We start from the raw sequence: 12,563 nt of genomic DNA, 5'->3' as shown, positions 1-12,563 counted from the left end.
TGCCTGCGGCGGCTTGTACCGGCCTGCGTCGTGTCGCCTGTGTTGCCGACGCCTATTCTAACCGCCGGGCATTCGGCGCCGGAGCTCTGGGGAGCGGGCTACGCTGCGCCGGGGCGGCGCAGCGGCTGGGCCGTGGGAACGGATCGGGGTGACAGCGGATCAGGCGTGGGGCAGATGTGCGTCATGCAGCTGCTCGTCCAGCGGGGCGGCGGGATGCAGCTCGTGCTTCGACAGCGCCGTGGACGGTGCGCTTCGGTCATCCTCGCCCCGCTCCGTGTCGCGCAACACGCCGAGAAGGCGCCTCATGCGGCGCAGGGCGGAGCGACCCTGCTGCGCGATGTCGGCGAAGGCGCAGCGAATGGCGTCCGGCGTGGCACGCCCGGAATCCACCACATCCAGGCCCTCGTCGACGCGCCGGCTGACGGATTCGAGCGTGGCGGAGACATCGTGCTGAATCTGCGCGCCGATGCGCGTGCGCTCCTCGGCGGCCGCCGCCTTGTCACGCGCGTCACGCTCCTGCTCGAGTGCATCCGCCCGCGCTCGGAGCAGCGTGAGGTTCTCGTCGCGGCTGCGCGACAGGTTGCCCAGGCCGATGGCAGTCAGGCAGACGATGAAAGACAGCACGGCGTAGGCAAGGCCGATCGCGATGTTCTCCTCGGATACGGGCCCCGTATGCCGCGCCGCGAACGCGAGCCCCTGCAAGGGCATGGTGCCGTCAGGTTGGAGGCCCTCGTACAGCGTCATGTCGAGGCCGACCATGACGCTGCCCGTCGCGGATAGGGCGGCGAGGCGCCAGCCGATGCCGCGCCGCCCATACAGGGTGCCGGAGAACAGAGCCGCCGTGACCGGCACGATGCACGCGGGAAGCTGCGTCGTGCCCACCAGCATGTTCACGACGCATAGGAGAAACACCAGCAGGCAGCTGCGCTCCGGCCTGCGACGGCGGTTGACCAGGGGCAGGCACGTCGCGACGGGAAGAAGGGCGATAACCGGCGCGGGCAGGACGAACGAGCCGGGGGGATTCGTACCGACGAGCGAGGCATCGAGCATCAGCGTCAGCAGGCACAGAAGCGTTGTGATGATGATATCGGCGATGCGCTCGTGACGGATCGACCACGCCGCCATGCGTTCCACGGCATTGCGCCGCGGCTGGCGGGGCGTTGGGGCTGGCGATGGAGCCGGTGCCGCGGCTGACGGGGCGGCGCTCGCGGCAGAGGTGTGGCGCGAGGCGACGGAAGTCGGGGCCGGCGACGATGCGGATGATGCGGCGGAGGCGCCGACCGGTGCGGCGGCATCATAGGGAATGACGGCCTCGACGACGAAACCCGGCGTGCCCGGGCCCTCCGTGTCGGCTCGGGGGCCGGCGTGCAGGGTGCCGCCGACCGAACGGAGACGCTCCGCCATGCCCATGAGGCCGAAACCCGGCGCGTGCCCGTCCGATGACGAGCCCGCCCCGATGCCGTCGTCGCTGATACGCAGCGTCAGCCCCGTCCTGTCCCAGCGTTCATCGACGCGGACATGCACGGTGCGCGGCGCCGTGACGGTTCCAGGCGCCTCGTCCAGTGCTTTGTGCGTCCCGTCCGGTGCCCCGGCAGCTTCGGACACGCCGGAGATATCAGGCGTGTCCCGCGTGTTGTGCGTGGCGCGTGCATCGGGTGAATCGTAGGCGGCGCCGAGCGCGTATTTGCGGACATTCGTCAGCGCCTCCTGCACCACGCGGTAGGCGCAGATCGACGCATTGCCCGACAGCAATCCGGGCCGGGGCATGCCCGAGACCACATGCGTCACGGCGGACCTCGGAATCACCTGTCCCGGAGTCGTCGGTCCCAGCGCGGCCGACTCCAGGCTTGCCTGGGCGATGAGCTCGGGTATGCGTTCGTACGACACGCCGGAGAATGCCGCGTGTTGCGAGGACGGGGCGGCGGGGGAGGCGCCCGCCCCGGTGCCGTCATGCTTGGCCCTGCCATTCTGAACCCCGTCGGGCAGTCCGTCGGTCAGGACGCCGAGAAGCTGCGCCATGTCGCTGCGCGCATGGTCGATTTCGCGCCGGATCGTAAGCATGATGCCCCGCGCCTTCCCCGGGTCGTTCGCGGCGGCGTACCGTCCGGCATCGGCCTGCACGATGATCGTCGACAGCGTATGCGCCACCACGTCATGCATGTCGCGTGCGATGCGCGCCCGCTCCCGCATCGCCGCCTCGCGCCCCGCCTGCTCCTTCTGGCTCGCCAGCACCTGGGTGCGCTCGCGCAGAAGAAGCATCGAGTCACGCGTCGTGCGACGCCAGAACGCCGCCACCATCGTGAACGCCAGCAGTACGCCGACGCCGAGGGCGTTCCCGGAGAATTGGGTGAGCAGGGCGGCGCGGCATCCCGCCATCGTGTCGATGATGGTCGCCGTGGGCTTCATGGCCGTGGAGCAGTCCAGCCCCGCCAGATCATGCACATTCGTATACGCCATGAACAGCGAGGCGACGGCGCCGATGCCGACGGATGCCAGGCACAGGGGGGGCGCCGATGTCCGGTCCCCATACACGATGGCTGTATACAGCATGACGAGGCAGAACGGGTCGAACGGAAGAATGCTCGGCCCCAGCGCGAGCTGCGCCACGCAGACGGCGGCGAAGGCCCACGCCATGCGCACGGGTGCCAGACGACGGCAGGCGGCGGGCAGAAAAAGGGCCATCGACCATGCGATGCACACGCCCGGGTCGGACATGTCGCCGAGAACCGGATTCTGCGGGGCGGGCGTCATCGATGCGATGGGCGGTGTGCAGATGGCATAGAGACCTGCGGCAAGGGCTACGTCGAAGATGACGGAGCGCCATCCGTGCGGATAGCAGGCATGGCGGGAGAGGGCGGAGACGATATGCCGCACGGTGCCCGACATTGCGGCGGGGCGGTACGGGGCGCCCGCGTGGGTTTCGTCGGACGGGACGATGCGGGACAAGGCGGCGTCGGACGGGGCGCCGGCGCTGCCTTCCGTCTGCCCGTTATCCGGCGTGCCGGGGCTCGGAACGTTCCCGGCGCCTATCCCAGTGCCCATCGTGGTCCCTCCGTCGTCTCGTCTGCGTCGCCATGCGCGGGCGCCGTCCATGGTGCCTTCCACACTAGCCGTGGCGGGCGGCGCCGGCCATCGTCCGGAAGGATGACGCGGCGCGCAGACCGCCTTATAGCCGTGCGCGACGAGGGGAGGACCATGACTCTGTTGGCGAAATACTACGTTCCGGGCCTGTGCATCGAGGACCATTCCATCGAGGTGCCGCTCGACTGGTCGGCGCCCGACGCGTCCGAGCGTCTCAGCCTGTTCTACCGCGTGGTGTGCGCGCCGGAGAACGAATCGCGCGACATGCCGCTTCTCGTCTTCCTCCAGGGCGGCCCCGGCGGCCCCGGGCCGCGCCCCCTGTCGCCTGACTCCGACGGGTGGATAGCCGAGGCGGTGCGCCATTTCCGCGTCATCCTGCCCGACCAGCGCGGAACAGGGCGCTCCAGCCGTGTGCAGGCCAGCGTCGCGCGTCGCTTCGGCACGCCGCGTGCGCTCGCGGACTACCTGCATCATTTCCTCGCCGATTCCATCATCCGTGACTTCGAGCATCTGCGCCGCACCGAGTTCGGCGGCCGGCGCTGGGTCACGCTGGGGCAGAGCTACGGCGGCTTCCTGACGCTGACCTATCTGTCGATCTTCCCCGAGGCAGTCCTCGCATCGTTCACCGCCGGCGGCATCCCCGCCATCGACGCGGGCCCCGACACCGTGTACGAGCACACGGTGCGCAAGATGATGATGAAGACACGCCGCTACTACGAGCGGTATCCCGGCGACGCTGCGCGCGTGGCCGCCGTGGCCGACGCGCTGGCCGACGGCGACGTGCGCCTGCCCAACGGGGATCCGCTGACGGTGCGCCGTCTGCAGATGCTCGGCGGCGGCATGGGCATGAAGCCCGCCCCGGAGCGCCTCCACTGGCTGTTCGACCAGGCTTTCGCGGACGGCGACGGCTCCGTTGTCTGTGCCGGCGGCATCGCGGGGGAGGACGGCGCATCGTCCGCGGCGTCTGTGTCGTCCGCATCCCGTCGCCCCACGCTCACCGACGGTTTCCTCATGAACGTGCTGTCGGAAACGGAATCGTATAACCGCCCGCTGTACTGGACGCTGCAGGAATTCATCTATCTCAACGGCGGCGCGGAGGGGCAGTGCGCCCCCGCCGACTGGGCCGCCGACCGCCAGATCGCGCGACACGCCGACATGGCGCCCGACGCGCGCCCCCTGTGCTTCATCGGCGAGGCGGCGCTGCCCGATATGTTCGCCACCGATTCGTCGCTGCGCCCCTTCCGCGACGCCGAGGAACTGATGATGCACGACACGCGCTGGGGCATGATCTACGACCTCGACCGCCTCGCCTCCAACGAGGTTCCGCTCCAGGCCGCCGTCTACCACGACGACATGTACGTGCCGTCCGAGCTGTCGCTCGCCTCGCTCGAGCATATCGGCGCGTCGCATGCGTGGGTGACGAACGAGTTCGAACACGATGGAATCCACGGCGACTCCGTGTTCCCGCGCCTTTATAATGAGGCGTTGGATCGCGGCGACCTGCGCGCCGTGTTCGCCGACCGTTATTGCTGACCGCCCGCGGGGCGGCGTCCGTCGGAAAAATCGTTGAGGAAACCGGAGAAAACATGACTGTTATCAACCCGTCCGCCGTCGTCGCCGACGGCACCGCCGCATCGAACCTCACCATCGGATTCATCGGCTTCGGCGCCATGGCGCAGGGCATCGCCACCGGCATGGTGCGCCACGGCGGCATCGACGGCGCGCAGATCGTCGCCTACGACATCAACCGCCAGACCCTCGACGCCGCCACCTCCGTGCTCGGCGCCACGGCCGCCGCCAGCGCCGCCGACGTGGTGGACGAATGCGAGGTCGTGATCCTCGCGGTCAAACCCAATGTCATCGAATCCGTCGTCGAGCCCATCAAGGCCAAGCTCGCCGAGCCGGGCACCGTCGTCATCTCCATCGCCTGGGGCTGGGACTTCGCCAAGTACGAGACGATTCTCGCGCCGGGCACGCACCATCTGTCCATCGTGCCGAATACGCCGATCGCCGTGGGCAAGGGCGTCGTGGTGGCCGAGCGCCTCAGCAACCTCACGCCTGACGAGATCGGCACGTTCACGCGCCTGTTCGAGCCCATCAGCCTCGTCGAGTTCCTCGACACGGCCACGCTGTACCAGGCGGGAACCGTGACCAGCTGCGCCCCGGCGTACGCGGCCATGTTCATCGAGGCACTGTCAGACGCGGCCGTGAAGCACGGCATCCCGCGCGCCGCCGCCTACCGCCTCGTGTCGGCCATGGTGGAGGGCACCGGCGCGCTCCAGGTGGCGACGGGGCAGATTCCCGCGGCCATGAAGGACGCCGTGTGCTCGCCCGGCGGCGCCACGATTCGCGGCGTGCAGCGCCTTGAGGAGCGCGGCTTCCGCGGCGACGTCATGAGCGCCGTCGACGCGGTGATGGGCGACTGAGAAACGGGCGATTGAGAAACGACACAGGGCGGACGCCGACCGGTATTCCGGTGGCGCCCGCCCTGTGTCGTTGGTTGGGAGGTTCCGGCTTGGGGCTCGCCGTTTAGAAATGCGGCCCCTGCGGCGTTCCGTTCGCCCACTTGCAGATCGCGCGGGTCACGCGGCGCGGCAGGATGCGCGCCGCAAGGAAGCCGGCCTTTGTCAGCGGTCCCACGTACACCGTCGTGCGCCCGCGCAGCATCGCGCGGTACCCGCGTTCCGCCACGTCGGCCGCCGACATGGGCCGGCCCATCGTCATGAAGCTGCGGCCGCTCATCTTCGCGTTCACCCCGAACGACGTGGCCGTCGGGCCAGGGCAGATGGCCGTCGCCGACACCCCCGTGCCCTTCAGCTCGCTCGACAGCGCCTCGGTGAAGCTCAGCACGAAGGCCTTCGACGCGTAGTACAGCGCCATGTTGGGCCCTGCGAACGCCGCCGCGACCGACGAGACGTTGAGGATGCGCCCGAAATGGTGCGCGCGCATCTCGTTGCCGTACAGGTACGTCAGGTGCACGAGCGTGACCATGTTCAGCTCCATGAGGTTGCGCGACCGGTACCAGTTCGAGTCGAGGAATCCGGTCAGGTCGCCGAAGCCCGCGTTGTTGATGAGGGTGTCGACCGTGTAGCCGGCGCCCTGCGTGATCGAGAACAGCTGCTGCGCGCTGTCCTCCTCCGACAGGTCCAGCGCCACGCGCACCACATGCACGCCGTAGCGCTTCTCGAGGCCGTCGGCGATGTCGCGCAGCCTGTCGTCGCTGCGCGCCACGAGGATGAGGTCCTTGCCGTGCTGCGCCAGGATCCTGGCGAATTCCTTCCCGATGCCTCCGGATGCTCCCGTGATCAGTGCATATCCCATGCCAACTCCTTTGTTCACACGATTGCGTTCTTCGATTCTATCCCGCCCAAGCGGCGAGGCGGGGAGGGGGAGCGCCCCACACTGTTCAGGAATTCGGCATCAGCAGGGTCGGCCTTGGTGAGGGGTCGGTCCTGATGAGGAGGACCGACCCATGTGATGGCGGGGTGACTGACGCACGCTTACTTCCAACGGGCGCGGTTTCCGTCGGCGGTGCACGTCACGGTTCCGCCGTTGGATGCCGTGGCCTGTTCGCCAATCCGGGATTTGCTGCAGAATTCGCCGCGTCTGATGGTTTTCCCGGTGTTGGTGTTGCTCTGCGTGCTTTGCGTCGGTTTCTGTGCGCTTTGGGTCGCTTGTTGCTGTGCCTGCTGTTGAGCTTGTTGAGCCGCCTGTTGCTGGGCCTGTTGAGCCGCCTGTTGCTGGGCCTGTTGCTCCGCTTCCCTTGATGCCTCTTCTTGCGCCGCTTGCTGCGCCGCGGCGTCGGCGGCTTGCTTTTGCTGCTCGCTGGAGGTCACGGCGTCCATCGCAGATTGGAGGGATTGCTGGGCCTGTGTGTAATCATCGGGATTCTCCGATGTGACGGCGCTCGCGGCGGTGATCGCTTGGGTGAGCGCGACTCTGGTGGATTCGTCCGCGACTTGGTTTTCCGACGACGCCAGCAGCGTATTGGCTTCGGTGAGCTTGGACTGGAGGTCCTGCTGGGCCTGCGGGAGTCTCGGGTCCTGCGTCGGGGTGGAGGACGTTGTTTCAGAAGAGCTGGCTTCGGTCGAGGGCGCGGAACTGGCGGCGGTGGATTCGGCCTGCGTCGAGGATGAAGACGCGGGTGCGGTTGCGGCGCAGCCGAGGAGAGCCACAACGCAGACGATGGTTGCGATGATGGAATTGCGCTTGTGCTGGTCGTTCTTGCGGTTCTTGATGAGGCTGACGATGCCTGTGACGATGCCGACAAGGGCGGCGATTATGCCGGATGTCTTGAGCGGTGTGAACCAGCCTATGACACCGATGACGGTGAAGACATAGGTGGCGAAAAGAATCGTCGGCATCTGTTTGACGGAATCGACGATTTTTGTGAATGTGCTATTGCCTTTCGTGGCGGTTGTCGTGCCGTCCGAGGCATGGGGAGGAAGGGCGGCTGAGGTGGTGAGTTTGGTGGTGTCAGGCTCTACTGTCGACGATTGTTGGTTCTCGGAGGTCCTAGTTGCGGATTTTCCGTCGCGTCGGAAGCGACGTGGGAATCCGGTGAATCTATGGTCTGTCATGGTGTTTTTCTCCATTCATGGGAACTCCGCTGAAAGAACGTATCAAGAGATACATCGGAATTCTAACGCGAACATGTTGGGGGCGAGAGGGGTGTGAGAAGGGAAGGGCGCGGTCTGGCCCGCGTCCGGGAGGAGCGGCATTGTCCCCGTGGGCTCTAGACTAGAAGCCATGTCTCTTACTATCGGAATCGTCGGCCTGCCGAACGTCGGCAAGTCCACCATGTTCAACGCCCTGACCCGCAACAACGTGCTTGCGGAGAACTACCCCTTCGCCACCATCGAGCCGAACACCGGCATCGTGCCCCTGCCGGACAAGCGCCTCCCGGTTCTCGCCGAGCTCGTGCACACCGAGAAGATCGTGCCCGCCACCGTCACCTTCGTCGACATCGCCGGCATCGTCAAGGGCGCCTCCGAGGGCGAGGGCCTGGGCAACAAGTTCCTCGCCAACATCCGCGAGGCCGACGCGATCTGCGAGGTCGTGCGCGCCTTCGAGGATGACGATATCGTGCATGTCAACGGCAAGGTCGATCCCGCCGACGACATCGACACCATCAACACCGAGCTGATCCTGGCCGACCTGCAGACCATCGAGAACGCGCTGCCCAAGCTGGAGAAGGACCTGCGCGGCCGCAAGATCGAGCCCGCGTACATGGATGCCGTCAAGAAGGCCCAGAAGATCCTCGAGGCGGGCGAGACCATCGACCACGCGGCCTCCGCGGGCAAGATCGACAAGGACGATGTCTACGACCTGCACCTCATGACCGCCAAGCCGTTCATCTATGTGTTCAACGTGGACGACGACGAGCTGCAGAACGACGAGCTCAAGGCGAAGCTGTCCGCAAGCGTCGCGCCGGCCCCCGCTGTGTTCCTCAACGCGCAGTTCGAATCCGACCTTACCGAACTCGACGAGGCCGATGCGCGCGAGATGCTCGCCGACGCCGGCCTCAAGGAATCCGGCCTCGACCAGCTGGCCCGCGTGGGCTTCGACATCCTCGGCCTGCAGACCTTCCTCACCGCAGGCGTCAAGGAGGTGCGCGCCTGGCAGATCCACAAGGGCTGGACGGCTCCGCAGGCCGCCGGCGTGATCCACTCCGATTTCGAGAAGGGATTCATCAAGGCCGACATCGTCTCCTATGACGATTTCGTGGCGGCGAAGGGCTCCATGACCGAGATCAAGGAGGAGGGCAAGCTCCGCCAGGAAGGCCGCGACTACGTGATGCAGGACGGCGACATCGTGGAGTTCAAGTTCAACGTCAGCAAGTGACGTCCGTCTCTGGGAGAGGAACCGTGCCGCAGGCCGTCGCACGATGTGCGACCCCGGAACGGTTCCTCTCGGGGAGGTCGCTTCCGGAACGGTGCGACGGCCTGTTGCGGACGGAAGGGGAGGGCCCATGCCAGCGCACGACATGTTCCCGTTGCTAAGGACGCTGGCGGCGGTTTACGAAACCGGCCAGTTCACGGCGGCCGCCGACGAGCTCGGCGTATCGCAGCCGACCGTCTCCGCGCGCATCGCCGCGCTCGAGGCCGAGGCCGGCGTTCCGTTGTTCGTGCGCAAGGCGAAAAGCGACGTGGAGCCCACCGCCGCAGGCACGCTTCTGTACCGCGCCGCCGCGACCATCGGCGACACATGGCGCGACGCCTGCGACGAGGCGGTCCGCGCATCCCGCACCGCCGTCCGTCTGCGCGCCTGCTTCTCCCTGACCGCCGCCTGTGTGCTCATGCCCGCCGCGCTGAAGGCGCTCGAACCGCGGCTCGAGCGGTACGACCTGACCTTCCGCGCCGTCAACTCCGATGTCATCGTGGACCTCGTGGGGCGCAAGGAGGCCGAATTCGGCGTTATCGAAAAACCCGTCATCAACGACGCCATCGACCGCGTCACGCTGTGCTCGGACGAGCTTGTGCTCGCCGGCGACCCCTCGTCGGTGTGGCTGGTGCGCGAGCAGGGCTCCGGCGTGCGCTACTACACCGACCTGTTGTGCAAAACCGAGGGCATCGTGCCCGGGCGGTCGGTGACGGTGGCAAGCAACGCGTCCATCGTCGCGGCGCTCGCGTCGGGCTTCGGCTGCTCCGTCGTCTCGCGGTCCATTGTGCCGGACGGCGTTCCGGTGCGGTCCCTGGGGCGCGAATTCGTGCGGCGTTTCTACGCGGTGACGCCGCGCACGGGCCTGTCGCGCGACCAGCGACGCGCCGCGGAGACGATGATCGCGGCGATGCGCGTCGACGAGAGGGCGTAGGGGGCGCAACGGTAGGCGCAAGACTACACGATGGCGACGCGCGATGGAGCCGCGCGATGATGACGCGCGATGATGACGCGCGATGGAGCCATCATATGGCGCCGCACGATGGAAAAATCGTATTAAAAAACCTGATGAAAAACATCGGAATGTTTTATTTGATGAATGCCAACGCGTGCTGTTGAATACGAGGCATGACACAGAACCACACACCCGCGCGACCCGACGCGCCGCATACCGACACCCTGACCCCCGCTCGCCCCGCCGATCGCCCAGCACCTCGCCCCGCCACGCGCCGTAACCCGGTGGCGGCCTTCGCCTCCGCATGGGGCCGTCGCATCCTCACCCCGCAGATGGGCATTATCGCGGCGCTGACACTCGCCGCCTCGCTGGCCGGATCGTGGCTCAAGCGCCTTCCCGTGCTGAGCCTGTTCGGCGCCCTCATCATTGCGCTTCTTATCGGTATGGCGCTCCAGGCACCTGTGCGCCGCCTGTACGTGGCGGGCTCCGAGAAACGCGGCGCCGGCGTGCGCGACGCGGCCGGCCTGATCTCCAACAAGCTGCTGCGCCTCGGCATCATCCTCCTGGGATTCAAGCTCAACCTCGCCGTGCTGTTCACGCAAGGCCTCGTATGCCTGCCCATCGCCGCCGTCGGCGTGACGCTGACGATCGTGGTCTGCTACCGCATCGCGCGGCGTCTCGGCGTGGAGCCCGACCTCGCCATCCTCGTGGCCGGCGGCACGGGCATCTGCGGGGCCGCGGCGGTGATGGGGCTGTCGGGGTCGATCACTGTTCCGCCCGAGAAGGAGCGCAGCAAGGCGGACCATCAGGTGATGGCCGTGGCGATCGTGGCCATCATGGGCACGATTTTCGCGCTCGCCGAAATCGCCCTTGGCCCCCTCATGGGCCTGACCTCCACGCAGCTGGGCGTCATGGCCGGCGCGTCGCTTCACGAAATCGCCCACGCCGTGGCGGCGGGCGACGCATTCGGCGCCGTCGACATCGCCACGATCATGAAGCTGTCGCGCGTGCTGATGCTCGTGGTCGCGGCCGGCGTCATCTCCGTGTGGTGGAACAGGCGACACGCCGAGGACGGGGTGCACCGGGGCGGCCGGGCGGGGTTCCCGTGGTTCATGCTCGGCTTCATCGGCGCGTCCGTGGCGGGCACGTATGTGCCGGGCCTGGGCGCGGCGGCGCCGACGCTTGTGTCGGTGGCGTATATCGTGCTCGGCATGGCCATGGCCGCGTTGGGACTGACGGTGAATGTGCGTGCCATCGCGAAGGAGGGGCGCGCCGCGTTCCTCGCAAGTGTCCTCACCTCGGTGCTGCTCGTGGGGTACGCCGCCCTCATGGCGTGGCTGTTCTTCTGAGCCTGGCTTGTGATTGTGAGCGAGGCGTTCGCCGCGCGGACGATGATGCGCACGGGAAAGCACAGTGCCCGGCAAGCGGGGAGCCTGCCGGGCGCTGTGCTTGTGAATGGTGCGGTTGCGTCGAATGGCGCGATTGGCGCTATTCTACGGATACCGATCCGCCGTCCGTCGAATCAGACGATGACTCGGACGACGAGGCCGATGCCGAGCTCGCCGCCTCGGACGAGGCCGACGCCATCGCGGAGGACTGCGCGGCGGAAGCTGACGCCTCGAGCGATGCCACGGCCTCGGGGGAGAGGTAGGAATCGTAGAAATCATGGAAATCGCAGTAGCGCACGTTGTTATTGCCGCCGTCGATCGATCCGTTCTGCAGGTCCGTCTTGAAGCTCTTCCATGCGTTTCCCGAATAGTATGTGAACGAGGTGTTCGTCATCGAGTACTCGGTGCCGATCATGTCGTTGACGGCGATGGTGAACGCGTACCCGTCGCGTTCCCAGCACAGTTCGTAGGCGCCGCCGTTCGCCGCGCTCGTCGGGTCGAAGTACGACGTGTCGTTCCAGTACCAGATGCCGGTCGGCATGCCGTATTTATCCAGCGCCTGGTCGAGCTCCGACGTGCCCTGGCCCGAATCCGAAGCCGAACCGGACGACGAATCGAGACCGAGGATGTCGGAGAGGGTGACGGAGGAGTTGTCGGGCGTGACCGCGAGGTCGAACAAGCCGTCGTTGAAGACGTCGGAGATGGGCGTCGTGTCGTTGTCGAGCTCGTAATGCAGGTCGATCGTGGCGTTCTTGAACGAATCGTCCATCGTCATGAAATCGACGGCCGAGGCCGAGGAGCTGGAGGAACCGTCCGTGCTGCCCGAGCTCGCCGTGGATTCGCGCGGCTTCGTGGCGCTCGACGTGAGCAGTTCGTTTCCGTCGGTCATGGCCTTCGTGCCGTTGCCGCTGGCCACGGCCACGGAGATCTCGCTGGCGTGGTCGAAGAGGTCCTTGGCCGCCAGCGGCGCGGTGAGCTGACCGAAGAACTCGAGATTGGCGTCGGTCACGTTGTACTTCGTCCAGTCGACCTGAGACAGCCACGACACGGAGGTGCTTGTGGAGGAGTCCGATGAGCTCGGCGAGGCATCCGACGACGATCCGCATGCCGCGGCAGACAGCGTCAGCGGCAGAGCGACGAGCGCCGCCACGATGCGGCGGGCGCGATGGGTGCGGGAACGGTGCGGCGCCGCGTTGCGATACGATGCGGCGTGATGGGGGAATGTCACCATGGAGGTCCTTTCTGTGCCCCGTGCGCTG

9 protein-coding genes are annotated in these 12,563 nt (G+C 67.0%); 5 read left to right on the top strand and 4 right to left on the bottom strand.

From position 1 onward, the window contains the following. Positions 1 to 159: 159 nt before the first annotated feature. On the bottom strand, positions 160 to 3,042 hold the full coding sequence (locus PSRA_RS06770; RefSeq protein ID WP_158216360.1) for a sensor histidine kinase: 2,883 nt from the start codon (positions 3,040 to 3,042) through the stop codon (positions 160 to 162). A gap of 153 nt (positions 3,043 to 3,195) precedes the next feature. On the opposite strand from PSRA_RS06770, the gene PSRA_RS06765 reads away from it, so the two are divergent. Together PSRA_RS06765 and proC are read left to right on the top strand one after the other, a co-directional pair. Further along, complete coding sequence (locus PSRA_RS06765) at positions 3,196 to 4,614, top strand: alpha/beta fold hydrolase (RefSeq protein WP_094661146.1); 1,419 nt, start codon at positions 3,196 to 3,198, stop codon at positions 4,612 to 4,614. Positions 4,615 to 4,667: 53 nt separating this feature from the next. Next, positions 4,668 to 5,507: a pyrroline-5-carboxylate reductase gene (proC, locus tag PSRA_RS06760; protein WP_094661145.1), complete on the top strand. Its 840-nt coding sequence runs from the start codon at positions 4,668 to 4,670 to the stop codon at positions 5,505 to 5,507. Positions 5,508 to 5,610: 103 nt separating this feature from the next. Here proC and PSRA_RS06755 read toward each other — a convergent pair whose 3' ends face one another. Both PSRA_RS06755 and PSRA_RS06750 read right to left on the bottom strand, forming a co-directional pair. Then, positions 5,611 to 6,402, bottom strand: a complete 792-nt coding sequence (locus PSRA_RS06755) for an SDR family NAD(P)-dependent oxidoreductase (protein ID WP_094661144.1) — start codon at positions 6,400 to 6,402, stop codon at positions 5,611 to 5,613. A 179-nt stretch (positions 6,403 to 6,581) separates the two neighbouring features. Continuing rightward, complete coding sequence (locus tag PSRA_RS06750; RefSeq protein WP_143516386.1) at positions 6,582 to 7,661, bottom strand: hypothetical protein; 1,080 nt, start codon at positions 7,659 to 7,661, stop codon at positions 6,582 to 6,584. Positions 7,662 to 7,830: 169 nt separating this feature from the next. Here PSRA_RS06750 and ychF point away from each other — a divergent pair, with 169 nt between their 5' ends. The 3 genes from ychF to PSRA_RS06735 all read left to right on the top strand — a co-directional run bounded on the left by ychF (position 7,831) and on the right by PSRA_RS06735 (position 11,265). Continuing rightward, positions 7,831 to 8,925, top strand: coding sequence for a redox-regulated ATPase YchF (gene ychF, locus PSRA_RS06745; protein WP_094661142.1), 1,095 nt, complete (start codon positions 7,831 to 7,833; stop codon positions 8,923 to 8,925). 127 nt (positions 8,926 to 9,052) lie between these two features. Then, complete coding sequence (locus PSRA_RS06740) at positions 9,053 to 9,895, top strand: LysR family transcriptional regulator (RefSeq protein WP_245834936.1); 843 nt, start codon at positions 9,053 to 9,055, stop codon at positions 9,893 to 9,895. A gap of 305 nt (positions 9,896 to 10,200) precedes the next feature. Then, positions 10,201 to 11,265, top strand: a complete 1,065-nt coding sequence (locus tag PSRA_RS06735; protein ID WP_412157523.1) for a YeiH family protein — start codon at positions 10,201 to 10,203, stop codon at positions 11,263 to 11,265. A 139-nt stretch (positions 11,266 to 11,404) separates the two neighbouring features. Here PSRA_RS06735 and PSRA_RS06730 read toward each other — a convergent pair whose 3' ends face one another. After that, complete coding sequence (locus PSRA_RS06730; RefSeq protein WP_094661141.1) at positions 11,405 to 12,535, bottom strand: hypothetical protein; 1,131 nt, start codon at positions 12,533 to 12,535, stop codon at positions 11,405 to 11,407. Positions 12,536 to 12,563 lie beyond the last annotated feature (28 nt).

The organism is Pseudoscardovia radai (assembly GCF_002259605.1).
Taxonomy (GTDB): Bacteria; Actinomycetota; Actinomycetes; order Actinomycetales; family Bifidobacteriaceae; genus Pseudoscardovia; species Pseudoscardovia radai.
This window is presented reverse-complemented; position numbering and strand designations above follow the sequence as displayed.

Excerpts from the sequence above, each read along its gene's own strand:
- PSRA_RS06770 (WP_158216360.1), bottom strand. The coding sequence starts at position 3,042 with ATGGGCACTGGGATAGGCGCCGGGAACGTTCCGAGCCCCGGCACGCCG.
- PSRA_RS06765 (WP_094661146.1), top strand. The coding sequence starts at position 3,196 with ATGACTCTGTTGGCGAAATACTACGTTCCGGGCCTGTGCATCGAGGAC.
- proC (WP_094661145.1), top strand. The coding sequence starts at position 4,668 with ATGACTGTTATCAACCCGTCCGCCGTCGTCGCCGACGGCACCGCCGCA.
- PSRA_RS06755 (WP_094661144.1), bottom strand. The coding sequence starts at position 6,402 with ATGGGATATGCACTGATCACGGGAGCATCCGGAGGCATCGGGAAGGAA.
- PSRA_RS06750 (WP_143516386.1), bottom strand. The coding sequence starts at position 7,661 with ATGACAGACCATAGATTCACCGGATTCCCACGTCGCTTCCGACGCGAC.
- ychF (WP_094661142.1), top strand. The coding sequence starts at position 7,831 with ATGTCTCTTACTATCGGAATCGTCGGCCTGCCGAACGTCGGCAAGTCC.
- PSRA_RS06740 (WP_245834936.1), top strand. The coding sequence starts at position 9,053 with ATGCCAGCGCACGACATGTTCCCGTTGCTAAGGACGCTGGCGGCGGTT.
- PSRA_RS06730 (WP_094661141.1), bottom strand. The coding sequence starts at position 12,535 with ATGGTGACATTCCCCCATCACGCCGCATCGTATCGCAACGCGGCGCCG.